Genomic DNA, 22,311 nt, shown 5'->3' with positions numbered 1-22,311 from the left:
TGCAAAGGTCGTGTTGCAACTCGCCTACGGCGGCGAGAGGGGCTTTTTATTCGCCCTCCGTCCTCTCTCGTTTGCCGAATGCACAGAAATGATCTCCAAAGACCAACAATCCGTGAACTTGACCGCAAGAGTATTTGTTCGCCCATGCCGCCCATGTTGCATAGCAGCAACTTTCGCATCGTACCACGGGAACGGCATCAATTGTCGGCGCATTTTCGATATCTGGTACCGTGAAATACGGCGTTGCGTTGCGACTTAGCCTTGCACTGAGTTTATCGGCGTCAATCAGTCTCATGCTCATTACTTCCTTCCATCCTCGCCCCGCAGTGTGGGCAGTAGTTCGACAGAACAAACTTGTCGTTGCAGTCGTAAACAGCTTCCTCTTTGCAGGCAGAGCAGATATATCCGCCGATCGGGTCGCGTCCTGCAACTGCGGGATCCCATCCGGTCATTTCGCTTTCATAAACAGGCATCCACAACCCGTGCACCACAGGCGCGGCATCGACGGCGGGCTGTGCTTTGACAAAAGCTCTTATATTCTCGTCAAGCATACCAAATTTGTTCGTGCCATGGCAATCAATGCGAAGCAGTAACGCTTCACGTTCAATGTATTCAGGCATCAATTTCACCCTCCTCCATTTTTGCGCCGCAATGAGGACAGTACAGAGAGACAGCCTCCGGCTCGTCCCACTCCCAGCCGCAGGCGGAGCAACGGTTATAACCGTAGTCGTCCTCAATCCATTCCCCGTGTGTCACAGGGGCAACATCAGAGGCTGGGGTAGCGGCAACAATTTCCATAGCCGCCGCTCCATCAGAGCCGCTTTCCCACTTCGTTTCCATCACCTTTTGCACCACAACGCTACGCTTGATGTAATCCATTGTCAGTCCTCCTTAGAAATCCCATGTGTCCCGTGCTGGAACAAACTCAATGATCGTTCCCTCCGGCACAGGGTCGCAGGGCTCACCGTCAAAGGCGTTGCCCTGCTTCGTGCAGATGTCGGCCGGTCTGCTCCGGCGCGGGTCGACATCGACATAGAGCCGACCGTCGCACTCGTAGACAGGGCGACCCCAGCTGTCGCGGCCTCTGTGTTCCAGCCGCAACACTGGCGCGGCGCAGAAATCCTCGTAGCTCATGTGGCCCTCCGCTTTCATCGCGGCACTGGCAGCGGCCAGCTCCTCGGGCGTCCAAGATTTACTCACAGGTATTGTCTCCCTTCTTCATCGTCCACGGTGAAATGATAGCCCTCGGTCAAAAGCACAGTCCCTTTGATTGGCGCGTGGATCATGACGGTACGGCGACCGATGTAATCCGCTGGAATTTCACCGCGCTCGACCATATCCCGAAAGTACGGGCAATCATTCCAGCGGTCGGTGTACTGCTCACGCGCCCACGCTGCGGCGGAGTAGTGCCGCCTCATGCGCCAGTTCTCCGGCGCGGAGACGATAGCCCATGCGGTCAGCGGCCGCCGATCCCCCGTCATGTCTTCCAGCGCCTCCACCGTGCCGCAGGCATCGCAGATATGGACCGTTGCCCTGCGGCTCAGTGCGTTGCGGGTGACGCTCTCCGCATCCATCGCCATCTTCCCGCAGCGGGGGCAGGCAAAATGCCCGCCCTGCTGCTTCTCTGCAAAACGCTCGATCAGTGTCTTGGCTTCGTTCTCGTTCATAGAAATCTCTCCTTTCTCAGAACTGTTTGATGATGTCCTGCGCGTTTTCGCCGTAGTAACCCTTAATCCATCTATCGGCAAGGATTTCAATGTCAGTGGTGCGCTCGTAGCGCACGTCAATCAACAGCGTTTGCGTTGATGTCTTAACCGTCATGTAGTAGCCTGTGCCGTAGTGCTTGTTGTCGGTGGGGGGAACGAGGGTAAATGTGAGACTTTCGGTAAAAGGCTCGCCCTCACAGGTTGTCCCCTTGACGGTAGCGTTCATAGTGTTGTAATCCATATCGTGTCCTTTCTCCCCGTCGTGCCGATAGGTCAGCCGGTCATGTCATTACAACTTGGCGTTGTAGTCTTTCAACTTGACTTGGATGATGATTTCTTCGCGGCCCATGGTAACATAGGTGATTTTGGCTTCCAGAACTCCCGGCATCGCTTGCGCTGGGATTTTGTATAAGCTGCGGAAGTGGCCGATCTCCTGCATACCGGCTTTCACCACAACGGGGATTTCATCGCTGGCCGCGCCGATCTGACTGCAAAAGTCGAAGACAGTAATTTTTCTCATGCCCGCCCTCTCACTCAATGACAGCTTCGATGCTGCTGATGACTTCCTCCAGGTTATCTACGGCTTCGGAGAGGTTGCCGCAGGCTTCGTCTGCCTTTTCATAGCGTTCGCTCTCCTGCATATTCTCAGGGATATTGTCGCGGTACTCTTCCTCCTCGGACTGGAGGTCTTCGAGACTGCCCTTCAGCTCCTCCAGCTGGTCGATGATGCTTTGCAAATTTTTGCGGCGGATCTTGTTCATGGTTAGTCCTCCTCCCCATAGTCTTCTTCAAAGCGGCCCTCGGTAATGCCGCCGTAGGTGTAGCCGTTGTCAAAACTCAGATAGACCGGCGTATCTTCATCGTACTGGGCGAGGAAGTTAATCAGCTCGCCGGCCGTCATCGTTCTGCGGATCTGGTCGATGCCGTAACCTTCGCGGAAAGTAGAACAAATCAGCTTTTTCATTGTCGGCGCTCCTTTCTCAAAATCTGAATACCAGCCCTTTGACCTCGCGGCGGCCTGATGGATCGTGCAGTGGATCGCGGGTAACAGTTCCGACGCCCTCCAGATACGCGCCTTCGGCTACCAAGGCGTGGACACTTTCCATGAGCGCGGTGGACTGATCTGTGACGATAATCTCGTCAATATCAGCTGCGGTTAATGCAGCAACGAATTCTTTCATCACGCCGTCCTTAATCTGACTGCCCCATGGAAGCGCTCTGACCTCAAACATATCGGCTCGGTCTTCCGTGCTCTGCTCCCAGCTCCGGTATGCGTAAACCTGTCCGCGAGTAGGGTTCTTCTCCGTGTCGCGGAGTTTTTCAAAGTATTCCTTTGCGGTATCTCTGTTGAGCGTATCCAAAATCTCCTGCCGGATTTCATCGGTGATATTGATCTTCATCTTGCGTTCCTCCTTGTATTTTCACACTCGACGCTTTATACTGAGGGGGAGGGGAGCTTTTCCGCTCCCCCTCGCGCCGGGGTTAGGTCTCTTGGCGTTCGCCCTGCTGGGGCTTGCTGTTAGGTTTGATGGTGATTGTAATCCGGTCGGCTAAATCGGGATTATCAGCCAGCAACCTCAGAAGCTCTTGCAGGGCTTCTTTTTTTGCTTTGTCCATCGGCCTGTCCTCCTTTCCGGAGAGGTTTGTTCCTCTCCCTTACAAGAACTATATTACACTAATTCGTGTCACTTGTCAACGGTTATTTTACATTTTTTCGTGGAAATCGTAAAAAAGTTTTTGACAAGCGACACATTTTAGTGTATAGTACGAGTGAGGAGGTGAGAGTATGGGACTCTCTGTTGCCGAAAAGATTCGCCTGATCATGAAAAGGCAGAAAATAACGATGGGCGATCTGGCTGAGGCGTCAGGGCAGACGCGGCAAAACCTGTCCAACAAAATGACGCGCGGGAACTTTACTGAAAAAGACATCACGGAGTTGGCGGCTGCGCTCGGCTGCACAGTCGAAATCCGTTTTGTCACACAGGACGGCGAGGAGATATAAGAAAAGGCCCCGGGCGAATGAACGCCCGAGGCCTTGGAGCAGGCTTAACGCTTGCTATGTATATCCGCGCCGGTGCGCGATTTGACTCTGACATCCGGGTTTTCCTCCCGGATCATCAGATCTGACAGCTCGCACCCCAGCGCCTCACAAATGAGGTCGAGATGCTCCAGGTTGACCCTTTCAGCGATCTCGTGGTACAGGTCATTGATTGTCGAAGGTCGAATGCCTGTTGCCCTCGCAAGGTCAGCTTGCGTCCACCTCCGCTCGCCAAGCCGGGTGGACAGTAAAATCCTAATCATAGCCATGCTCCTTTACGGTAGATTCTAACAACAATTTTAGAATTCCGCAGGGTTTTGGTAGAATATAACGAAATAGGTTATGGCTATGACGAAAAACGAAGCGGCTACCACACAGCAGAGAAACTGTGCGGTAGCCGCTTTTCTTATTTCCGAGCATGGCTGAACGGGCAGACCAAGACGAAAACATCGCTGACCATATAGATCGTCGGAGCAGAACAAAAGCCAGGCGAACCTGCATGGTTCGTCTGGCTCTGCTTTGGTGGAGGCGGGGGGAGTCGAACCCCCGTCCGAAAACGCTTCAGCAGGAACTTCTCCGGGCGCAGACGGTTCTTTCCATTCCCGCACCCTGACGTGAGCCGTCACACTTCAGGGATTGGTAGCTTCATGATTCATGGTGCGCTCAAAGCTTTGCGCACACACGTGCACCACTAAACGACGCCCCATCCCGGCTCGTGGTCCTTCCGGGTGGGACGGCCGCTAATTAAGCAGCGGCGAGAACGACGTTATCGTTGTTCTTTAATTTATAAGTTGCCCATTTTAGAGATGTTAGGCGCATCTGCCCGCTATTCCGGCCTCTACGTCCCCGTCGAAACCAGTACGCCCCCATGTCGTCGCAAAGTCTGCTCCACTCGGGATACCCAGGCACAGACATCCCTTGCTTCGCTCCCTTGCGCCTCCTCTTCCCGCCGAACCCATGTTATTGGGTTTCGGCGGGATGGGAGGTTGCAGTTCCCTGGTGGGAACAACGATCACAGGAAAAACTTGAAACTCAGCACTTTTCCGGCGCGGGGTAGTCCACACCGAAGGTCTCCACGGTCACGCTCTTCATCCGCTGCTCCTCAAAGGGGCGGTCCATAGCGTCGGTCTTGACGCCCACGATGGCGTCGGCCACATTCATACCCTCGATGACCTTGCCGAAGGCGGCATACTGGCCATCCAGGTGGGGCGCCTTCTCTACCATGATGAAGAACTGGCTGCCAGCGGAGTTGGGGTGCATGGCGCGGGCCATGGAGAGCACGCCGCGGTCATGCTTCAGAGTGTTCTGCTTGAAGCCGTTGCCGGAGAACTCACCCTTGATGGAGTAGCCGGGGCCGCCCATGCCAGTGCCCTGGGGGCAGCCGCCCTGGATCATGAATCCGGGGATAACACGGTGGAAGATCAGGCCATTATAAAAGCCGCTCTTCACCAGGCTGATGAAGTTGTTGACGGAGTTGGGAGCGATCTCGGGATAGAGCTCGGCAACCATCTTGCCGCCGTTTTCCATCTCAAAGGTCACGATGGGATTCTGAGCCATAGGAAACACGTCCTTTCGTATACATCACGCGTAAAAGCGGCCGGATCAGCCGTAATTGCGTCGGGTCTTCATGGTGCGGTCCATCTCCCGCTTGGCGTCCTTGGCGGCCGCGGCGTCCCGCTTGTCATAGAGCTTCTTGCCCTTGGCAAGACCGACCTCCAGCTTGACGCGGGAATCCTTGAAATAGAGGGAGAGGGGGATCAGAGAGTACCCGTCCTGCTTCACCTTCATGAACAGGCGGAGGATCTCCCGCTTGTGCATCAGCAGGGAGCGGGGCCGGAGGGGATCTTTGTTGAAGATGTTCCCCTTCTCGTAGGGGCTGATGTGCATGCCAATGACCTGCATCTGCCCGTCTTTGATGAGACAGAAGGAGTCCTTCAAATTCACATTGCCCTGACGGATGGATTTGACCTCGGTGCCGGAAAGGGCAATGCCGGCCTCGTAGCGGTCCTCAATAAAGTAGTCATGAAAGGCCTTGCTGTTTTTCGCGATCAGTTTTGTGCCCTTGCGCTCCACGGTCTCACCTCCGCTCCGGATCTCTGGTGTCTATCGTACCAATATTATAGCATGTCTGTCAAGCAGTTCGACGAAAGGCGTGGGAATCTTCCTGTATCGGCTCAGGGATCATAGAGGAGCAGCTGCTCCAGGGCCTGCCGATCAAAGACGGGGCGGCCGTATTCGGCCAGCTGTCCCTCCCGGAAGGGGGTGGAGGGCAGAGAGGTGCCGTACTCGCTGAGGATATGGATGGCGCAGCGCTCCGTGCCGGGCAGAGAGAGCCACCAGGCGTCCTTCCACCAGAAGAGCGCGGCCGACGGGGGGAGGGCGGGCAGGCTCCGGGCGGCGGCACACAGCGTTGGAAGGGAATCAAAGATGAACCAGATCTGACGGGGCGGACGGACATAGGCAAAGACCAGCAGCCCGTCGCCCCCGGGGTAGGCGTCCACTTCCAGGGTGCCCTCCAGACAGATGCCGGCCTCCCGGCACAGGGCACGGGTAAGGGTCAGGGCGGCCTCGTCGGAAAAGGTGTCGCCAGTAAGTCCCCGCTCCTCCAGATCGGAGGGGGAGAGATAGAGGGCTATGCTGGATGTACCAATGGGGTGAATGGTCATGAAATGCCTCCTCTTGCCATAGTGTTCCCCTGGGTCCGGAAGAGGGAATAGGGGACGGATTGCTTCCATTATACCGGGGCGGCGGGGGCTTTTACAGCGGTAATGTTTCCCCCGGACGGCAGTGGGAAAAATTGGCCGCCGACAGGGGTCCGGACTGGCGGGCGGCCGCCATTTGTGGTACACTAATACAATACGGAACCAAGCCGGAAGAACGCAGACGGGCGAATGCCCGGAGACAAGGAGTGTTACGCGTGGAGTTGTTGGAAAAGACGCTGTCCTCTGAGATCAAATTTAAAGGTCGTATTGTTACCCTGCGCCTGGATGAGGCTGAGCTCCCCAACGGGCGGAAGGCCTCCCGGGAGGTGGTAGAGCATCCCGGCGGCGTGGTGATCCTGCCCCTCTATGAGGATGGCACCGTCACACTGGTGCGCCAGTTCCGCTATCCCTTCCAAAAGGTCATTGCCGAGCTGCCTGCCGGCAAGCTGGAGTACGGGGAGGATCACCGCCTGGCCGCTCTGCGCGAGCTGAGCGAAGAGGTGGGCGCGGTGCCCGATGAGCTGACCTATCTGGGCTGTATCTATACCTCTCCGGGCTTTTCCAGCGAAGTGCTGCACATGTATCTGGCCCGGGGGCTCCACCAGGGGGCGTGCCACCCCGATGAGGATGAGTTCCTGGAGCGGGAGCGGATTCCGTTCCAGACGCTGGTGGAGCGGGTCATGTCCGGCGAGATCGCGGACGGAAAGACGGTAGCCGCCGCGCTGAAAGTCAAGGTGCTGCTGGGCCTTTGATTCCTGGAGCATACAGAGCGCGAGACAAGAAGGAGGAGACCCATGAAAAAGCGGGTTCTGATTATAGAGGATGAAAAGAATATCGTGGATATCCTCAGCTTCAATCTGGTGCGGGAGGGCTATGAGACGTTGGAGGCCTATGACGGAGAGGCCGGACTCCAGCTGGCGCTGGAGCAGAACCCGGACCTCATTCTGCTGGACCTGATGCTGCCAAAGCGCAGCGGGTTTGATGTCTGCAAAGCCTTCCGGGAAAAGAACCGGAGCACGCCGGTGCTCATGCTCACCGCACGGGAAGAGGAGACCGACAAGGTGCTGGGGCTGGAGCTGGGGGCCGACGACTATATCACCAAGCCCTTTTCCATGCGGGAGCTGTTGGCCCGGGTGAAGGCCAATATCCGCCGTACCGAGGTGCTGCTGCATGAGGCGGCCAAGGAGCCCCGCACAGATAGCGGGGCCAATCAGATCGTACAGGGCCGCATCCGCATCGACACAGACGAGATGGTGGGCTATAAGGATAACGCTCCGCTGGATCTCACGCAGCGGGAGTATGAGCTGCTGAAGTTTCTGGCGTCTCAGCCGGGGAAGGTATTTTCCCGGGAGGCGCTGATGGAACATGTCTGGAACTACGAGGGATATGTGGGCGATGTGCGGGCGGTGGACGTGGCCGTCCGGCGCCTGCGCGAGAAGGTGGAGGACGACCCCGCTTCGCCCCAGTTCATCCTGACCCGGCGGGGACTGGGGTACCTGTTCCACGGGGAAGAGCAGTAAGGAAAGAAAGCGGGGGCGTCCTCGGGGCCCCACAAAGTGGGGCGGCGCGTAAGCGCCGGAGGGAGGATGGATTCATTTCATCCTCCCGCATATAGGAAGAACGGGGACCCAGTGGGCTTGCCCACTGGGCGGGACCCCGCTTCGCCCCAGTTCATCCTGACCCGTCGGGGATTGGGGTACCTGTTCCACGGGGAAGAGCAGTAAGGAAAGAAAGCGGGGGCGTCCTCGGGGCCCCACAAAGTGGGGCGGCGCGTAAGCGCCGGAGGGAGGATGGATTCATTTCATCCTCCCGCATATGGGAAGAACGGGGACCCAGTGGGCTTGCCCACTGGGCGGGACCCCGCTTCGCCCCAGTTCATCCTGACCCGTCGGGGACTGGGGTACCTGTTCCACGGGGAAGAGCAGTAAGGAAAGGAGAGGAGGCGCGCGCATGTTTCGCAGCCTGCATATGAAACTGGTGCTCATCATGACGCTGCTCATCGTGTCACTGATGACGGTGGTGGGCGCTTTCCTCATCAATTCCGTGGTGAGCTACTATATCCATGACTTCTACACCAGAATGGAAGAGGTGTTCGGACAGGACGCCGACCTGATGGCGGCCCTGCGCACTCCGGTAGAGGGAGAGGAAAACGGGGCCAAGCAGATCGCCATGATCCTGGAATCCTATAACGGCTCCCTCGGCGTAGATGGACGCAACCGGAACTATTATGTTCTGGACGGACAGACCGGGCGGTGTCTGGAGACCTCGGATACCCAGAGTGATCCCATTCTGGATTTCAGCTCTTTGAACCTGAGCCTCGCCCTCAACGGCAAGGACGGCGGGTATGAGAGCGACGTATCCTCCCGCTATATGGATGTGGCCTTTCCGATTGAACGGGGAGAGAGTGACTATATCATCTATATCTATGATAACCGCGCCAGCATCTCAGACCTGAATGGGGCCCTCATCGATCTGATCGTCAAATCGCTCTTTTTCGGACTGATGATCTCGGTGCTTCTCTCCTTCCTGATGTCCAAGACCATGGTCATTCCCATTGAACGCCTGACCGAGGGGGCCGAGCGGGTGGCCGAGGGGGACTTCTCCTACAAGCTGGAGGTGGCCTCCCGGGATGAGATCGGCATTCTGACCGGAACCTTCAACGCCATGGCGCAGCAGCTCCAGGAGACGCTGACCGAGGTGGAGAATGAGCGCAATAAGCTGGATACCCTCTTCCTCTATATGACCGATGGCGTGGTGGCCTTTTCCGCCTCCGGCGCGGTGATCCATGCCAATCCCGCTGCAGAAGAAATGCTGGGGCGGCCCATTCCTGTGAGCAATGAGGAACAGGGAGAAGAGCCGAGCTATAACTATGAGTTCCTCTTTGGGGATATTGCCCCCCTTCACGATGTGCTTGCGGTGGAGGCCAACGGCTGCCTCAACGGTACCCGGGAGGTCAACGGCCGCAGTCTGGAGCTCCTCCTGGCCCCCTTTTACCGGGAGCGCCAGGGCGGCGTGCTGGTGGTCATCCACGATGTCACCCAGCAGCGCAAGACCGAGGAGATGCGGCGGGAGTTTGTAGCCAATGTGTCCCATGAGCTGCGCACGCCTCTGACCAATATCCGCAGCTATGCGGAGACTCTGGTGGACAGCGCCGGGGAGATCCCGCCGGAGATGGAGAAAAATTTCCTGAGTGTGATTCTGGCCGAGAGCGACCGGATGACCCATATTGTACAGGATCTGCTGACCCTCTCCCGCTTTGATTCGGGACACAGCGAGCTGAAAATGGCGCCCTTCTCATTTGGGCAGGCGGTAGAGGATGTATACCAGGCCAACCGCATGGAGGCCCAGCGCCACGGCCATGATATGCGTCTGCTGCTGGAGGAAGAGCTTCCGCAGGTGATCGGCGACCGGGAGCGGATCGTTCAGGTCATGATGAATGTGATCTCCAACTCCATCAAATACACCCCGGACAATGGAAAGATCCTCATTCGGGCCGGACGGGATGGGAACTGGGTGTGGATGGAGGTGTCGGATAACGGCATCGGCATCCCCGTAGAGGACCGGCCCAGGATCTTTGAGCGCTTTTACCGGGTGGATAAGGCCCGCTCCCGGGAGTCGGGCGGCACAGGCCTGGGTCTGTCCATTGCAAAAGAGATCATTGACCGGCACGAGGGTGTGCTCCGTCTGGTAGACCGTCCGGGCCCCGGCCTGACCGTGCGTATGGAGCTGAAGATGGAGGGCCCCGGCTATGAAACTGCGTAATACGGTCCGCAAGCCCCGCCTCAGCAAACGGCGCAGGGCAGTGGAACTGGGGAAAGATGTGCTCATCCTGCTGCTGATCTGCTCTGCGGTGTCCCTGGTGGGGCGCAGCCAGATCTATACCGTAGCGGGAGATAAGGTGTGGTTTTCCTCTCTGAGCAGCTTCTTTGCAGGGCAGGAATCGGAGGTATCGCCCTCCCTCGATCCAGGCCGTCCGGCATCTCTCCCCCATCCTGTGCGCATCGCGGTGTGCGGACAGGGGGGAGAAAGTGTCAGCCGCTATGGGATCCAGTACGATACCGTGCAGGTGGAACAGGTCTTTGGGGCGCTCAGCGGATTTCTCAGTGAGGGCCTGGCCAGCGCACGGGACGCTCAGACGGTCTCTGCCCTGGACTGGCAGCAGGCGCTGAAGACACCGGGACTCTATTTTGATTTTCTGGGCAGCGTACCCATGGAATTGATGGTACGCTGGGCATCGGAGGGCGGAGACGTGGAAATCCTGCCCGGCTCTGCCCGGCGCTTGGTTCTGACCGCGGAAGAGGGCGCGGAAACGGCGACCCTCTACTATATGGATGATCAGCAGGGCCTGTATTATGCCTGTAATACGTCGGTGGTATGTGAGGGATATCTGAATAATACGCTGCTGGAGTATGGGGATAATGGCGCCCGGTTTGCCTTTGAGCGGGAGGAGGAATCCTACCGCACACTGGCCCCGGAAGTCCTGCTCCTGCCCGATGCGCCAGCAGCACAGCGCTATCAGGTGACGCAGACCTTGGAGCTGAGCGACGAGACGGTCCGCGCAGAACTGGAGCGCACGTTAGGGTTCCGGGGCAGCGATTATTCCATCGGGGGCGCATGGGTCCTCCGGGACGGAGACGGGCTGCGGCTGAGCGAAAACGGAGATATCTTTTACGAAGATGGGGAGGCCCTCTCCACAGCACGGTATCCAGTGGGGCAGGGCAGCGTCTCCCTGTCTGAGGCAGTAGAGGCAGGGCGCAATCTCTTCTACAAAGCATTGGAGGCCTGGTGCGGTACGACAGCCAATGAGGCACAGATCTATCTGAAAGAGACACTGGAGCAGCCGGAAGGCGGATGGGAGATCCGCTTTGGTTATACGCTGGGGGGAGCAGATGTAAGCCTCGAGGACGGAGAGGCCGCCTCGTTTACGGTGCGTGAGGACCGGATTACATCCTATGAGATGCACCTGCGCTGCTATACGGCAACCGGAGAAGAGACCCTGGTGCTGCCGGAGACACAGGCGATCGCGGCCCTGTCAGCTCTGAATCTGGAGGCCGGCGCAGATTTGAGCCTGTGCTATCGGGATGACGGAAACAGCGCCCAGGCGTCCTGGATGGCCGGATGAGGAGGTGTGCCGTTGGAATGGTCTAAAATAAAAAATATTATTCTCCTCATTTTGCTTCTGCTCAATGGAATTTTACTGGTCATGGCACTGCAGCAGGAGTTGGAGCAGAGACAGGACGCCAACGCATCCCTGACACAGGTGCTGCAGGCGCTGGAGAAAAATGGGATTACTGTCTCCCGCAGCATTCTGCCGGAAGAGAAAGAGCTTCCCACTCTGTTGGTGGAACAGGAGAATCTTCAGACCCCTCCCAAGCAGGCGCAGGCCCTCTTGGGGCATTGCAGCTGGGAGGATGAGGGAGGAAGTGTCCGCCTGGTCTATACCGGGGCAGCCGGACGGCTGGAGACCTTCAGTAACGGCCGCTTCTCCGCAGAGTTTAACCCGGGAGAGATGATGCTCGATGGACAGGAACCCCTGGTCCACGGGCTGGCAAAGCTCTCCTGTCTGGAATTCAGCGGAGAACTGACCGACCGCCGCAGCAGCGGAGAGGAGGAGATCCTCACCTTCCGGCAGAATCTGGACGGTGTGCCGGTCTTTAATGCCGTGGCGGAGCTCCACTATCAGAATGGCGGGCTGCACACCATGGAAGGCCAGCGAATTTTTGGGGAAGTGAGCGTTTTAAAAGAGTCTGATATGCTCAACGTCCCCACCATGCTGATGCGCTTTCTGGGGCAGCGCAATGAGAGCGGGCGGATGTTCAGCCAGATCTACTCCATTACGGCGGGGTATCACCTCTCCAACAGCCGGCCATATACCCTGACACCGGTCTGGTATGTGGAGACCGACAGCGGCTCCTATATGCTGAACGGAAGCGACGGGAAAATGCTGTAAACAACACCGATAAAAATACCCGGCGGCGGATCATAGAATCCGCCGCCGGGTGTTTTTTCATAACTGAGAGAAGAACGGAATTACTCCACCACGACCAGGCGGATCTTGCCGCCCTGCTCGGGGGATTTGTCGTAGTAGACGGTCAGGTCATCGGAGTAGGCCCGGGCCAGCTCAAAGCGCTCGTACCCGGTATCGGCCTCAAACCAGTGGCCGGTAGTCTTGTTGTAGCACCAGACCTTCTGAGAGACAGGATAGAGGGAGTCGCCCACCTTCAGCATATGGCTGTCCGGATCGTAGGCCGCCCGGCGGATGCCGGAGGCGGACTGGAGAGAGATCGATGCGGCCAGTTTCTGCTGTCCACCCTGGGTCTCCAGCGAGGCGGCGATACCCACCGCATCATCCGTGCGGAGATCAGCGGAACCGGTGATCAGTTCGGTGCCGCCCTGAGGCTGAGCGCCGTTTTTCACGGTGATGGACGCGTTGCTGAAATCCCAGGGGTTGTCGGGATTGTGACGGCCGGGCGTATATTTGGCAAAGCCGTAGTCATACTGGTCGCCGGTCACATCGTCAAAGACCAGGATGTTGTACTTTCCGGCATAATCCTTTCCGGCGTAGAGGATCTTGGAGGAGGGGACGCTGGTCCGGGTGAGCTGGTCAAAGGTGATCTCATGAGGCTCACTGTTGCCCACCCGTTCAAACATGCGGACATTCTCCGAGAGGGGAACGTCGTTGAGGGTGCGGGAGGCCACGCTGAGGGTACCGCTGACGCTGCCGCCGCCCAGACGGGTGAGGGAGAGTTTCCCTTGCTTTCCGGAGGAGATGGTGACCAGCTGGCCCACCATCTTGTCGGCAGAGGCCTCGTTGAGACCGGGATCGCCGGTAAAGACCACCTTTTCGCCCTTGGCGTTGAAGAGGTCCAGGAGGGGCTTGACCTCCGCACTGCTGGCGGAGCATTTCTCCACGACGCCCACCGTGGTGGAGCGTGCCAGGGAGGGATCCAGGGCACCGGCCACCCGGCCGTCAGAGGTAAAGAGGAGCGTCACCTGATCGCCGGGACGGAAGGCAGCCAGATCGGCCACAGCCCCGGGAAGAACGGTAAACTCCTGTCCCAGCATGGTCAGCTTGGAGGGTGCGGTGGGGTTGGGATAGGCGTTTTCATACAGGCCGGTGAGACGCAGGTCGGTGACCCGGATGATATTGGCGCCGCTGTCATAGGTGGCCACGTCGTACTGGCGCAGGTCAGCGACTGTGGCAGGGACACCGTTCTTGTAGAGCTGATAGTCGGTGCGTCCGCCCGCCAGGGAGGAGAAGGGATTGGTGGTGCCGTTCGGCTTGGTCCGTGCCACCATGACGCTGTCACTGGACTGGGAGGCGGAGGAGAGATAGACATAGTCCAGCTTGCCCGAGGGGCCGTAGCAGAGGGTCATGGGGGTGCCGTTGTAGAGATAGGACCATACCTTTTCAAAGGTCGTGGCTTCGCCGTTTTTCCAGACCGGAGTTTCCGGGAGGATGGTGATCTTTTCTCCGCCGGCTGTGATATAGTTGGCGTCCACCGTGCCGGAGACCGTGACGCGCCGGACAGAGTCGTCCTCATTGGGGCGCAGAGTGAGGAAATTGCCGTTTTTGTCTTGGGCCATCTCACCCCGGACGCCCAGCAGCGAGGAAGAGAGCTCGGTGCGCTGGGTCTTGGGGGAGCGGGTATCCAGGCCGTTGGCCACGGTAACGGTGGTGGAGCCGCTGCTCTGGTTTTTATCCAGCGAGAGGAGAACGGTGTCCTCCGTGAGGGTGCCGCCCAGCTTTTGGACCAGATAGCACTCCTCCGAGCCCTTCACATCGGTAAAGAGAAGGTTGCGGAAGAGCTCCGCCGCCTCGCCGCGGGTCAGCGTGGAATTGCCCTTCAGGCCCAGGCCCTGGGTGAGCCCGTTTTCTCCGGCCACCGAGAGATATCCGTCATACCAGGTGGAGCCAGTGGCGATATCCGAGGTGGTGTAGCCCAGCACACGGGTGAGAATGGCCACGGCCTCTCCATAAGTAATGGCACGGTCGGGCTCAAAGGTGCCGTTGCCCACGCCCAGAATCAGACGGTCAGCGGCAGGGGCGCTCTCGCCCTTGTCCGAAGAGGTGCTGGAGGTATCCGCCAGCTCGCCGCTGGTGGTCAGGGAGGAGGCGAGATTCACATAGCCACGGGCCCAGTGCTTGGGACCAACGTCCAGGAAAATGGTACGGTTGCGCTGGGCGGGCTCCAGATCGCCCTTGCCCATCACATCCACCGCCATTTTGCAGAATTCCGCCCGGCTGAGGGTCGCCGAGGGGCGGAAGGAACCGCCGCCGGTGCCGTCCACTACGCCGAGCAGGCGGAGGATCTCCGCCGCTTCGGCGGTGTCGGCATCGCTGATGTCGTGGAACGCGGAGCCGTCGGCCGCGCCCACGGGCAGGACCAGCAGTCCTGCAAGAGTTGCCGCGGCAAGGGCCCCGGCCAGAATACGTTTACAGTTCATGCACTTCTCTCCTTTGCACTTGGGATCAATCCGCACGCAGTGCTTCCACCGGCTGGAGGCCGCTGGCCTTGATGGCGGGATACATACCAAAGAGGACGCCCAGCACCACAGAAAACAGGAAGGCGCCCAGAGCAATGGGGGTACTGGGCAGCAGCAGCGTCCCGTCCAGCAGGAAGCGGCCTGCGATCAGTGTGCCGATATAGCCCAGACCAATGCCGAGCAGGCCGCCGATTCCGCAGATGACAGCGGCCTCGATCAGAAACTGGGTAATGATGCTCCGCCGTTCGGCGCCGATGGCCTTGCGGATGCCGATCTCCCGGGTGCGTTCGGTCACGGTGACCAACATGATGTTCATAATACCGATACCGCCCACCAACAGGGAGATGGCGGCAATTCCGCCCAGAACCATGGCCTGCATGTTGCTCTGCTGCTGGATGGAATCGGCCGAGGCATTGTCGCTGCGGATGTTGTAGTCTCCCCGCGTAGGCATGCCGGTGGCATCCTTGGGGAACATGGAGCTGAGGAAGGCATCCAGGCGGGTCATGGCCTCCACCGTGGCAGAGGCGCTTCTGGCCTTGACCACGAAGGAGTTGATGGCGCTGTTTTGGTTGAGGGTACGGTTGAAGGTATAGGGCAGAAGGAGCATATTGTCCAGCTCCGGCCAGTTTTCCAGGTCCTTGCGCTCATACCAGCCCACCACCAGGAAGGGCTGACCGTTGATGGTGATGGTCTTGCCCACCGGGTCCACAAAGTTGAAGAGGGTCTCCTTGAGGCGGCCGCCCAGGACACAGACGTTGTTGGTGTTCTGAATGTCCAGATAGGACAGCTCCCGGCCGCCGGCCAGCGTATAGTTGTTGCAGGCGCCGTATTGGTCTGAACCGAGGACCACCTGGATCATGTCCTCCCAGTTTTCATAGTGCTGGGTGGACAGGGTCTTGGCGCCATACTTGATGATCATCTCGTTGTAGAGATTGATGGTGGGGGTCACGCCGACCACCAGATTCTGCATGCCCAGGCAGTAGTCATACAGGTCCTGGAAGACAGTATTTCCGCTGTCGCCGCCATAGAAATAATAGGCGTCCACACTGATCTTGTTGTTGCCCATCTTCTCAAAGTACTCCAGGTTTTTCTGGTTCTGTCCCTGAACCACCGAGACCATGATGACCACCGAGGCAACGCCGATGATAATGCCCAGCATGGTGAGGAAGGAGCGGGTCTTTTTGCAGGCGATGGACTTGAAGGCCATCTTAAAAGCTTGCAGCAGATTCATGTCCAATCCACCTCCTGGGGGGCGTCGGAGATAATGACGCCGTCGGAAAGGCGCACCACCCGGCGGGCGGTGGCGGCGATGTGGTCATCGTGGGTAATGAGCAGGATGGTGGTCCCCTCCCGGTAGAGATCTCGAAGGATCTCCAGCACATGTTTGCCGGTCTTGGAGTCCAGAGCGCCGGTGGGCTCGTCCGCCATGATAATGGGGGGACGGGTAGCGATGGCGCGAGCGATGGCCACACGCTGCTGCTGTCCGCCGGACATCTCACTGGGGCGGTGATGGGCACGTTCGGCCATGCCCACCTTCTCCAGGGCCTCCATGGCCAGGTCTTCCCGGTCCCAGGCCGGCACACCCCGGTAGATCAGTGGAAGGGTCACATTTTCCAGGGCATCCAGCTCCTGAATGAGGTTGTAGCCCTGAAAAATGAAGCCAATCTCCCGGTTGCGGATGCGGGCCAGCTGACGGTCGCTCAGAGAGGTGATATCAGTGCCATCCAGATAGTAGTCCCCGTATGTGGGGATGTCCAGACAGCCCAGTACATTCATCAGCGTGGATTTGCCGGAACCGGACTGTCCGACGATGGCGACGAACTCTCCCCGGTCGATGGACAGGGAGACACCGTCCAGAGCCCGCACCTCACTCTCTTTGCCCTCGTTGTAGATCTTATAGAGGTTCTTGATGTCAATGAGCATAAAGACACCCCATTTACCAGCTGGAGCTGGATTCGGTCACGGTATAGTTGACAAAGACCTCCATGCCTTCCTCCACGCCCGATTTGATCTCTACGTTCTGGGTATCCGAGATACCGGTCTCCACCGCGACGGGATAGTAGCCGTCCTCCTCGGTGGGAAGGGTGCGCTTCTGGCCAGGCTCCACCTCGGGCAGATCCAGTTCCAGGGTGTTTTCCGGCTTGCTGTCAGCCTTGATGAACACGACGGTCTGCGGGTTGCCGTCCTTGTCCAGCACGCTCTTGACGGCGCTGCCGGGGATCAGCACACAGTCGTCGGACTGGCTGGTCACGAAGGAGTAGTTGACCCAGGCGCCATCCACCAGGCTGCCGTCCATATTGTCCACCGTGAGGGTCACGGGGTAGTTGGTCATACCGTTGCTGCTCTCCGCCTTGCTCATATCAATGGAGGTGACGGTACCGATGTAAGTAGAGCCGTTCCAGTCCAGATCCACGGTGTTGCCCGGCTTGATAAAGGAGATGTTCCGGTCATCCACAGTAATGGTGACCAGCATCGTGGTGGAGTTGGAGATGATGATGACGGTATCGCCGCTCTTGACCTCGGAGCCGACGGTCAGGGTACAAGCGGTTACTGTGCCGTCGATGGGGGCCACGGCGTTAAAGTTGGCAAGAGCCTTCTGTGCGTCCTCCAATGCCTTCTGTGCGGTGGCGATCTCATCCTGCTTGGCGGTGATCTGGTCGTTCAGGGTGTCGGAGCCCAGGGTGAGCAGGGTCTGTCCGGCCGTCACATTGGCGTAGTTGAGGAGGTTGGAAGAGACCACGGGGCCGCTGGCCTTGGTGGTGATAGTGCGGGTTTCATAGTACTCGGTCTTACCGGAGGCGTAGGGGTAGGCGGAAGTGCCGTCGGCCAGGGCGATGGCCACCGAGGCATCCATTCCAGCGGTCAGGGTGCCGGGGTTATCGAAGACCACGACCACTTCAAAGTGGACGGCGCCCTCGGGGGAGATATAGCTGACCTTGTTGATCTTTTCCACCTTGCCGGAAAAGTCCTTCATGACAGCGGGGATATTGACCGACACGCTCTGCCCCACCGCGATGCTGTTTTCATAGGCATAGCTGAAATAGAGGGAGAGCTTGAGCTTCTTATCGTTGACCAGTGTGGTGACCTCTGCTCCGCTGGAGACATCCTGGTCCGGGGTAAAGGTCTGCACATTCATCAGTTTTCCGGCGAAGGGAGCCTTGACCACCAGATCGGAGACCTGCTCCTGCAATTTGGAGAGCTCCCGGTTCAGGTTAGACACCTTTTCCTGGGCGTCCGAGACGGCCTTCTCAGCGGCTTCACTGTAAATGGTGTACAGCGGCTGTCCAGCTGTGACGACATCGCCGGGATTGACGAAGACCTCCCGTACGGTACCGCCCTCAGTCAGTGTGATGGCGGCCGATTCCTTGGCTTTGGCATTGCCGCTGCCCTGTACCACACTCTGGATGGTACCGATGGAGGCGGGGACAGCATAAATCTCGCCCTGCTCCACTGGAGGGGGCTGAAGGACAAAGCGCCAGAGCAGATAACCTCCGCCGGCCAGAATGGCCAGCAGAATAACAAGGGTAATGATTCCCTTAAGGTGTTTCTTTTTCCGTTTTTTCTTGGGCGGGGCAGTGGGAGACGGGGCGGATGTAGGGGACGTCTCAGGTGTGAGAACGGGGGTCTGTTGTTCCGTCATATTCATTTCCTCCTATGCCTGGATAATAGTTCACCCTATTGTATCACACCATTTATAAAAAGGTATTTTCAAAAGGATGACAAGTTCTTAATAAAACCTTAAAATTTCCGGCTTTCCTTTTGACGCACAGGGAAGTCAAAAAGTTCCTGAGGAGGGGGACAAAAGAAGGTGAGTACATGGGAGCGTGTTTTACTGCATATGGATAGGACGACAATGGTTATGAGGGAGGGTTTTATCATGAAATGTATTATTTTAAAGCGAAAGATCCTGGCGGCAGCAGGTTGTTTGGCGGTGGCGGTGGCCATGTTCGTAACGGTCAACCATCCGGCGGTCGTAGGCGTGGCGGCCTCGGAGCGGGAGCTGCCCATTTACTGTGTGGAGCGGGATCAGAAGATGCTCTCCATTTCTTTCGACGCAGCCTGGGGTGATGGAAGAGAGCGGCGCCTGGAAGGCAGGGATCTTAATGGTCAGAGCAATAGTCCATAGAAGGAGCTTCCTCTATGCGCAGAATAGATCTGACATGAGGAAAGAAAATGTAAATTATTGGGATAAGATTGGAGGATAGATCCCTTGTCCGAGCATAGTTTTACAAATAAGAGAACTGGAAAAAGCATACAAAGATACTTCTTTAAATGTTCCTTAAATACGTGCAGGGAAAGGGAAAGAAACTTTTTAACCCGACTAAATTGTATGCTTATACAAAGATAAAGCAATTATAAAAGGCAATATTGACTTAATGAATATAGAAGCCATATACTTGCATCAGCCTCGAGGATTTCATACCAGCTATAGAATAAGGAGGAATAGCGCCGTATTCTTTGAAACGGTTTAAAGACATTATTCAGAATGATTTTGCCATGATGCTTTAAAAAGTGGCATCACAAAACCGTTGCTTGGCACAGGGATGTGTACGCAAAGTTTTAGGACCGCATTCTATGGTTCTAGAGCAAAAAAGCACCATCTGCAAAAGAATTGGGTATCTGGTTTCATCTGTGTAATATGTTCGCTCCAGATAAAATGTGAATCAAATGAGTAAAAAAGAGGGCTGTAAAATGAGCAAAAAAAGCACCCGTTACACTTTCTCATGTTGGCTGCCGGAATTTTTCTTATGGGGACTGGCATTGCCATCATTATCAAATCTCAAACAGGCACGTCTCCCATGAGCAGTCTGACCAATGTCATGACCTATGTATACGCTCCCATTTCACTGGGAACATATACATTCTTCCTTAATTTCGCCTTTTTTGTCGGTGAATTTGTGTTAGAACCCAAGTCGTTTCATCCGGTAAAGCTGATACAGCTGATTCCGACCTTCTTCCTCAGCGTGGCAGTGGATCTCAATATGATGCTGGTGGCAAACCTGGTCCCAAGCAGTTACCCCATGCAGCTGCTTATTTTGGCGATTGGATGCATTGTATTTGCGTTGAGTATTTCTCTTATGGTATCCGCAAATGTCCTGCTGATGCCGGGAGATGCGTTTATTGGCATTTTGGCAAATCGGACGGGATTGAAGTGGGGAAATGCCAAGTCTGCCGTGGATGTGAGCTTGGTTATCCTGGCGGTTCTTGTTTCCCTTTTGTTTTTGCATAAAGTGGTAGGCGTGCGGGAGGGCACGGTCATTGCGGCAATTTGCATTGGCCAAATTTCGAAACTGGTCCGGCCTCTTACCAATGCGCTTGCAGCTCTGCCTGAGAAAAAGCAGATGTCCACTGCAGCATGATTTGTGATACAATACAGAAAGGAAATTTTTTATCATGGCTAAGATTTTGGCAGTCTGCGGAAGTCCGCGTAATCAAGCCACAGAATATGTCCTGAAAAAGGCGCTGGAGCATCTGGAGGGACGAGAGGGCATAGAAACAGAATTCATTACCGTGCGCGGGAAAAAAATTGCGCCCTGTAACGGATGCGGATACTGTAAGAAAAATAAAACTTGGTGCTGTATTCAGGATGATTGCCAGGAGCTGCTCGAAAAGTTTATGGCAGCAGACGCCTATTTGATTGGTTCTCCCGTATATTGTTACAGCTCCACCCCCCAGATTGCAGCATTCTTCAGCCGCATGCGGCCCCTGTTCCACGTGTATCCGGAGCTGATGCGGGATAAGCTCGGCTCGGCCCTGGCGGTAGGCGGAACACGCAATGGCGGCGAGGAGATGGCGGTAAATAATCTGCTTGCCATGATGATGGCCCGCGGGATCAATATTGTGTGCAATGAGGTTTATGGATACGCGGGCGGATTTGTCTGGTCCCAGGACAAAGGTCCTGACGGCGTGGAAATGGACCAGCCCGGTATGAACGGTGTTTTGAAATTGGCCGATAAGCTGGCGGATATGGCTCTGATTCGAGAATACGGAAAGAAAGCCTTGGCTTGTGCGGCCGACCAATAATAAAAAGAACAGGAGTGACGAGACTGTGGAAGTGCATGATCTCAAAACATTTCTCCAGGCCCTGAAGGAGCGGGACCTGCTCTTTACCACCGAGAAGGAAGTGGACTGGAACCACGAGATCGGTTCCCTCATCGCCACGCTGGAACCCAGCGGACGGGCGGGCTATTTTCCCCATGTGAAGGACAAGCAATTCGGTGTGTGCGGCAACCTCCTGGGGTCCATGGACAGCATCGCGGTGGCCCTGGGCTGTGAAAAAGAGGAGATCACGGATTTCCTGGCCAAATGCCTGGACCGTCCCATCAAGCCTCAGATCGTGGAGAGTGCGCCCTGCCAGGCCTACATCCAGACGGGGGACCAGGTGGACGTCACCAAGCTGCCGGTTCCGGTCCATGCACCCAAGGATGGCGGCCCCATCATCACCGGTGGCGTCATCGTATCCAAGGAGCTCCACGGGACCCGTCAGAACCTCTCCTTCCAGCGAATGCATGTGAAGGGCAAGGATAAGATCAGCATCATGATCAACGAGTGGCGGCATCTCAAGGAGTTCTACAATGAGGCTGAGGCGGAGGGCAAGCCCCTTCCCATCGCCATCTCCATCGGCGCCGACCCAGTGGTCTATGTGGGCGCCGGACTGCGCTACGACGGGGACGAGATGGAGATCGCCGGAGCCATCCGGGGCCGGCCCATGCAGGTGGTCAAATGCATCACCAACGACATCTATGTACCCGCCGAGTCCCAGTTCGTCATCGAGGGTGAGATCCTCCCCAACACCAGAGAGCTGGAGGGCCCCCTGGGTGAGTTCACCGGACATTACAGTGCCCCCTGGAACAGCCCGGTCATCCATGTGACCGCCATCACCCACTGCGCTGATCCCATCTATCAGACCATCAACGGCGCCTCCTTTGAGCACATCAACCTGGGCAATGTGCTTCCCCGTGAGCCCCTGCTGAAGAAATTCACCAGCTATGTGAGCAGCGGCGTGCTGGATGTCCACATTCCGCCCTATGGATCTGGATTTTTGGCCCTGGTCCGCCTGCGGAAGAAGAACCCCGGCGAGCCCAAAAATGTGGCGCTGGCGGCCATGATGACCTATGTGAACATCAAGAATGTCATCGTGGTGGATGAGGATGTGGATATCTATAACCCGGCCGACGTGATGTGGGCGGTGTCCAACCGGGTGGTGCCCGAGCGGGACATTTTCTACGTGCCCAATGCCCAGGGGCATGAGCTGGATCCCTGCTCCGACGAGCGGGGCGTGCAGACCAAGATGGGCATTGACGCCACGCTGAATGAGGAGAGCCGCTGCCTGGAGCGGGTGCGCTATCCCAAGGTCGATTTGAGTCAGTACGTATAA

At 57.1% G+C, this 22,311-nt stretch carries 30 protein-coding genes and 1 other RNA gene; 11 read left to right on the top strand and 20 right to left on the bottom strand.

The genetic code is table 11. The features are described 5' to 3' along the window. Positions 1-46 precede the first annotated feature (46 nt). From H8S34_RS03020 to H8S34_RS15295, 11 genes are all read right to left on the bottom strand, one after another. Positions 47-295 carry a hypothetical protein gene (locus tag H8S34_RS03020; RefSeq protein ID WP_147574117.1) on the bottom strand — a complete coding sequence of 83 codons (249 nt, stop codon included), beginning with the start codon at positions 293-295 and terminating at the stop codon, positions 47-49. Next, entirely contained in the window at positions 282-620 is a 339-nt protein-coding gene (locus H8S34_RS03015) for a hypothetical protein (protein WP_186962998.1), read from the bottom strand. The genes H8S34_RS03020 and H8S34_RS03015 overlap by 14 nt, the downstream gene beginning before the upstream one ends. Further along, positions 613-879: a zinc finger domain-containing protein gene (locus H8S34_RS03010; RefSeq protein ID WP_186962997.1), complete on the bottom strand. Its 267-nt coding sequence runs from the start codon at positions 877-879 to the stop codon at positions 613-615. Before H8S34_RS03010 ends, H8S34_RS03015 begins: the two co-directional genes overlap by 8 nt. Before the next feature lie 12 nt (positions 880-891). Then, positions 892-1,134, bottom strand: coding sequence for a hypothetical protein (locus H8S34_RS03005; RefSeq protein WP_186962996.1), 243 nt, complete (start codon positions 1,132-1,134; stop codon positions 892-894). 62 nt (positions 1,135-1,196) lie between these two features. Further along, positions 1,197-1,667: a hypothetical protein gene (locus tag H8S34_RS03000; protein ID WP_118729386.1), complete on the bottom strand. Its 471-nt coding sequence runs from the start codon at positions 1,665-1,667 to the stop codon at positions 1,197-1,199. Positions 1,668-1,683: 16 nt separating this feature from the next. Further along, complete coding sequence (locus H8S34_RS02995; protein WP_186962995.1) at positions 1,684-1,932, bottom strand: hypothetical protein; 249 nt, start codon at positions 1,930-1,932, stop codon at positions 1,684-1,686. Between the two features lie 63 nt (positions 1,933-1,995). Further along, a complete protein-coding gene (locus H8S34_RS02990) occupies positions 1,996-2,226 on the bottom strand; it encodes a hypothetical protein (protein ID WP_118729388.1) in 231 nt (76 codons plus the stop codon). A 10-nt stretch (positions 2,227-2,236) separates the two neighbouring features. Then, positions 2,237-2,467, bottom strand: a complete 231-nt coding sequence (locus tag H8S34_RS02985; protein WP_186962994.1) for a hypothetical protein — start codon at positions 2,465-2,467, stop codon at positions 2,237-2,239. Positions 2,468-2,469: 2 nt separating this feature from the next. Next, positions 2,470-2,670: a hypothetical protein gene (locus H8S34_RS02980; protein ID WP_118358534.1), complete on the bottom strand. Its 201-nt coding sequence runs from the start codon at positions 2,668-2,670 to the stop codon at positions 2,470-2,472. Positions 2,671-2,686: 16 nt separating this feature from the next. Next, positions 2,687-3,106 carry a DUF7698 family protein gene (locus tag H8S34_RS02975; protein WP_118729390.1) on the bottom strand — a complete coding sequence of 140 codons (420 nt, stop codon included), beginning with the start codon at positions 3,104-3,106 and terminating at the stop codon, positions 2,687-2,689. An 82-nt stretch (positions 3,107-3,188) separates the two neighbouring features. After that, positions 3,189-3,323 carry a hypothetical protein gene (locus tag H8S34_RS15295; RefSeq protein ID WP_256152932.1) on the bottom strand — a complete coding sequence of 45 codons (135 nt, stop codon included), beginning with the start codon at positions 3,321-3,323 and terminating at the stop codon, positions 3,189-3,191. A 169-nt stretch (positions 3,324-3,492) separates the two neighbouring features. Here H8S34_RS15295 and H8S34_RS02970 point away from each other — a divergent pair, with 169 nt between their 5' ends. Further along, complete coding sequence (locus H8S34_RS02970) at positions 3,493-3,708, top strand: helix-turn-helix domain-containing protein (protein ID WP_118358530.1); 216 nt, start codon at positions 3,493-3,495, stop codon at positions 3,706-3,708. Positions 3,709-3,752: 44 nt separating this feature from the next. On the opposite strand, the gene H8S34_RS02965 is transcribed toward H8S34_RS02970, so the two are convergent. The 5 genes from H8S34_RS02965 to H8S34_RS02945 form a co-directional block, all read right to left on the bottom strand. Then, positions 3,753-4,007, bottom strand: a complete 255-nt coding sequence (locus H8S34_RS02965) for a helix-turn-helix domain-containing protein (protein ID WP_186962993.1) — start codon at positions 4,005-4,007, stop codon at positions 3,753-3,755. A gap of 257 nt (positions 4,008-4,264) precedes the next feature. After that, positions 4,265-4,612: a transfer-messenger RNA gene (ssrA, locus tag H8S34_RS02960) on the bottom strand. Positions 4,613-4,776: 164 nt separating this feature from the next. After that, positions 4,777-5,301, bottom strand: coding sequence for a peptidylprolyl isomerase (locus H8S34_RS02955; protein WP_186962992.1), 525 nt, complete (start codon positions 5,299-5,301; stop codon positions 4,777-4,779). Between the two features lie 45 nt (positions 5,302-5,346). After that, positions 5,347-5,817 carry an SsrA-binding protein SmpB gene (gene smpB / locus H8S34_RS02950; protein ID WP_101692238.1) on the bottom strand — a complete coding sequence of 157 codons (471 nt, stop codon included), beginning with the start codon at positions 5,815-5,817 and terminating at the stop codon, positions 5,347-5,349. 101 nt (positions 5,818-5,918) lie between these two features. After that, positions 5,919-6,410 carry an adaptor protein MecA gene (locus H8S34_RS02945; RefSeq protein WP_101692237.1) on the bottom strand — a complete coding sequence of 164 codons (492 nt, stop codon included), beginning with the start codon at positions 6,408-6,410 and terminating at the stop codon, positions 5,919-5,921. A gap of 251 nt (positions 6,411-6,661) precedes the next feature. On the opposite strand from H8S34_RS02945, the gene H8S34_RS02940 reads away from it, so the two are divergent. The 6 genes from H8S34_RS02940 (at position 6,662) to H8S34_RS02915 (ending at position 12,396) form a co-directional block, all read left to right on the top strand. Then, positions 6,662-7,198 carry an NUDIX domain-containing protein gene (locus H8S34_RS02940; RefSeq protein WP_101692236.1) on the top strand — a complete coding sequence of 179 codons (537 nt, stop codon included), beginning with the start codon at positions 6,662-6,664 and terminating at the stop codon, positions 7,196-7,198. A 42-nt stretch (positions 7,199-7,240) separates the two neighbouring features. Then, positions 7,241-7,966: a response regulator gene (locus H8S34_RS02935; protein WP_101692235.1), complete on the top strand. Its 726-nt coding sequence runs from the start codon at positions 7,241-7,243 to the stop codon at positions 7,964-7,966. 270 nt (positions 7,967-8,236) lie between these two features. After that, positions 8,237-8,374 carry a hypothetical protein gene (locus tag H8S34_RS02930; protein WP_186962991.1) on the top strand — a complete coding sequence of 46 codons (138 nt, stop codon included), beginning with the start codon at positions 8,237-8,239 and terminating at the stop codon, positions 8,372-8,374. 22 nt (positions 8,375-8,396) lie between these two features. Then, positions 8,397-10,208: an ATP-binding protein gene (locus H8S34_RS02925; protein WP_101692234.1), complete on the top strand. Its 1,812-nt coding sequence runs from the start codon at positions 8,397-8,399 to the stop codon at positions 10,206-10,208. Next, on the top strand, positions 10,195-11,568 hold the full coding sequence (locus H8S34_RS02920; protein ID WP_101692233.1) for a hypothetical protein: 1,374 nt from the start codon (positions 10,195-10,197) through the stop codon (positions 11,566-11,568). Before H8S34_RS02925 ends, H8S34_RS02920 begins: the two co-directional genes overlap by 14 nt. Positions 11,569-11,580: 12 nt before the next feature. Next, on the top strand, positions 11,581-12,396 hold the full coding sequence (locus tag H8S34_RS02915) for a hypothetical protein (RefSeq protein WP_186962990.1): 816 nt from the start codon (positions 11,581-11,583) through the stop codon (positions 12,394-12,396). An 80-nt stretch (positions 12,397-12,476) separates the two neighbouring features. Here H8S34_RS02915 and H8S34_RS02910 read toward each other — a convergent pair whose 3' ends face one another. From H8S34_RS02910 to H8S34_RS02895, 4 genes are read right to left on the bottom strand one after another with little or no spacing between them, the layout of a single operon-like run. Then, positions 12,477-14,894: an S-layer homology domain-containing protein gene (locus H8S34_RS02910; RefSeq protein ID WP_186962989.1), complete on the bottom strand. Its 2,418-nt coding sequence runs from the start codon at positions 14,892-14,894 to the stop codon at positions 12,477-12,479. Between the two features lie 25 nt (positions 14,895-14,919). After that, positions 14,920-16,164: an ABC transporter permease gene (locus H8S34_RS02905; protein ID WP_101692230.1), complete on the bottom strand. Its 1,245-nt coding sequence runs from the start codon at positions 16,162-16,164 to the stop codon at positions 14,920-14,922. Next, positions 16,161-16,856, bottom strand: a complete 696-nt coding sequence (locus H8S34_RS02900) for an ABC transporter ATP-binding protein (protein ID WP_101692229.1) — start codon at positions 16,854-16,856, stop codon at positions 16,161-16,163. Before H8S34_RS02900 ends, H8S34_RS02905 begins: the two co-directional genes overlap by 4 nt. Positions 16,857-16,869: 13 nt before the next feature. After that, the gene (locus tag H8S34_RS02895; RefSeq protein ID WP_186962988.1) at positions 16,870-18,573 is read right to left on the bottom strand and encodes an efflux RND transporter periplasmic adaptor subunit; all 1,704 of its coding nucleotides are present in this window, start codon (positions 18,571-18,573) and stop codon (positions 16,870-16,872) included. A 237-nt stretch (positions 18,574-18,810) separates the two neighbouring features. Here H8S34_RS02895 and H8S34_RS02890 point away from each other — a divergent pair, with 237 nt between their 5' ends. The 4 genes from H8S34_RS02890 to H8S34_RS02875 all read left to right on the top strand — a co-directional run bounded on the left by H8S34_RS02890 (position 18,811) and on the right by H8S34_RS02875 (position 22,311). Next, positions 18,811-19,059, top strand: coding sequence for a hypothetical protein (locus H8S34_RS02890; RefSeq protein WP_186962987.1), 249 nt, complete (start codon positions 18,811-18,813; stop codon positions 19,057-19,059). Between the two features lie 598 nt (positions 19,060-19,657). Then, complete coding sequence (locus H8S34_RS02885) at positions 19,658-20,293, top strand: YczE/YyaS/YitT family protein (RefSeq protein WP_243207894.1); 636 nt, start codon at positions 19,658-19,660, stop codon at positions 20,291-20,293. Between the two features lie 34 nt (positions 20,294-20,327). Further along, complete coding sequence (locus tag H8S34_RS02880; protein WP_186962986.1) at positions 20,328-20,957, top strand: flavodoxin family protein; 630 nt, start codon at positions 20,328-20,330, stop codon at positions 20,955-20,957. Positions 20,958-20,982: 25 nt separating this feature from the next. Continuing rightward, positions 20,983-22,311, top strand: coding sequence for a UbiD family decarboxylase (locus tag H8S34_RS02875; RefSeq protein ID WP_186962985.1), 1,329 nt, complete (start codon positions 20,983-20,985; stop codon positions 22,309-22,311).

It is taken from the genome of Pseudoflavonifractor hominis (assembly GCF_014288125.1).
GTDB lineage: Bacteria > Bacillota > Clostridia > Oscillospirales > Oscillospiraceae > Pseudoflavonifractor_A > Pseudoflavonifractor_A gallinarum.
Note: the sequence above shows the minus strand (reverse complement) of the source record. Positions and strands in the feature narration are given on the sequence as shown.

Bases quoted from the DNA above. Each gene is read 5' to 3' on its own strand.
- H8S34_RS03020 (WP_147574117.1), bottom strand. From the start codon at position 295: ATGAGACTGATTGACGCCGATAAACTCAGTGCAAGGCTAAGTCGCAAC.
- H8S34_RS03015 (WP_186962998.1), bottom strand. From the start codon at position 620: ATGCCTGAATACATTGAACGTGAAGCGTTACTGCTTCGCATTGATTGC.
- H8S34_RS03010 (WP_186962997.1), bottom strand. From the start codon at position 879: ATGGATTACATCAAGCGTAGCGTTGTGGTGCAAAAGGTGATGGAAACG.
- H8S34_RS03005 (WP_186962996.1), bottom strand. From the start codon at position 1,134: ATGAGCTACGAGGATTTCTGCGCCGCGCCAGTGTTGCGGCTGGAACAC.
- H8S34_RS03000 (WP_118729386.1), bottom strand. From the start codon at position 1,667: ATGAACGAGAACGAAGCCAAGACACTGATCGAGCGTTTTGCAGAGAAG.
- H8S34_RS02995 (WP_186962995.1), bottom strand. From the start codon at position 1,932: ATGAACGCTACCGTCAAGGGGACAACCTGTGAGGGCGAGCCTTTTACC.
- H8S34_RS02990 (WP_118729388.1), bottom strand. From the start codon at position 2,226: ATGAGAAAAATTACTGTCTTCGACTTTTGCAGTCAGATCGGCGCGGCC.
- H8S34_RS02985 (WP_186962994.1), bottom strand. From the start codon at position 2,467: ATGAACAAGATCCGCCGCAAAAATTTGCAAAGCATCATCGACCAGCTG.
- H8S34_RS02980 (WP_118358534.1), bottom strand. From the start codon at position 2,670: ATGAAAAAGCTGATTTGTTCTACTTTCCGCGAAGGTTACGGCATCGAC.
- H8S34_RS02975 (WP_118729390.1), bottom strand. From the start codon at position 3,106: ATGAAGATCAATATCACCGATGAAATCCGGCAGGAGATTTTGGATACG.
- H8S34_RS15295 (WP_256152932.1), bottom strand. From the start codon at position 3,323: ATGGACAAAGCAAAAAAAGAAGCCCTGCAAGAGCTTCTGAGGTTGCTG.
- H8S34_RS02970 (WP_118358530.1), top strand. From the start codon at position 3,493: ATGGGACTCTCTGTTGCCGAAAAGATTCGCCTGATCATGAAAAGGCAG.
- H8S34_RS02965 (WP_186962993.1), bottom strand. From the start codon at position 4,007: ATGATTAGGATTTTACTGTCCACCCGGCTTGGCGAGCGGAGGTGGACG.
- H8S34_RS02955 (WP_186962992.1), bottom strand. From the start codon at position 5,301: ATGGCTCAGAATCCCATCGTGACCTTTGAGATGGAAAACGGCGGCAAG.
- H8S34_RS02945 (WP_101692237.1), bottom strand. From the start codon at position 6,410: ATGACCATTCACCCCATTGGTACATCCAGCATAGCCCTCTATCTCTCC.
- H8S34_RS02935 (WP_101692235.1), top strand. From the start codon at position 7,241: ATGAAAAAGCGGGTTCTGATTATAGAGGATGAAAAGAATATCGTGGAT.
- H8S34_RS02930 (WP_186962991.1), top strand. From the start codon at position 8,237: ATGGATTCATTTCATCCTCCCGCATATGGGAAGAACGGGGACCCAGTG.
- H8S34_RS02925 (WP_101692234.1), top strand. From the start codon at position 8,397: ATGTTTCGCAGCCTGCATATGAAACTGGTGCTCATCATGACGCTGCTC.
- H8S34_RS02920 (WP_101692233.1), top strand. From the start codon at position 10,195: ATGAAACTGCGTAATACGGTCCGCAAGCCCCGCCTCAGCAAACGGCGC.
- H8S34_RS02910 (WP_186962989.1), bottom strand. From the start codon at position 14,894: ATGAACTGTAAACGTATTCTGGCCGGGGCCCTTGCCGCGGCAACTCTT.
- H8S34_RS02905 (WP_101692230.1), bottom strand. From the start codon at position 16,164: ATGAATCTGCTGCAAGCTTTTAAGATGGCCTTCAAGTCCATCGCCTGC.
- H8S34_RS02900 (WP_101692229.1), bottom strand. From the start codon at position 16,856: ATGCTCATTGACATCAAGAACCTCTATAAGATCTACAACGAGGGCAAA.
- H8S34_RS02895 (WP_186962988.1), bottom strand. From the start codon at position 18,573: ATGACGGAACAACAGACCCCCGTTCTCACACCTGAGACGTCCCCTACA.
- H8S34_RS02890 (WP_186962987.1), top strand. From the start codon at position 18,811: ATGAAATGTATTATTTTAAAGCGAAAGATCCTGGCGGCAGCAGGTTGT.
- H8S34_RS02885 (WP_243207894.1), top strand. From the start codon at position 19,658: ATGTTGGCTGCCGGAATTTTTCTTATGGGGACTGGCATTGCCATCATT.
- H8S34_RS02880 (WP_186962986.1), top strand. From the start codon at position 20,328: ATGGCTAAGATTTTGGCAGTCTGCGGAAGTCCGCGTAATCAAGCCACA.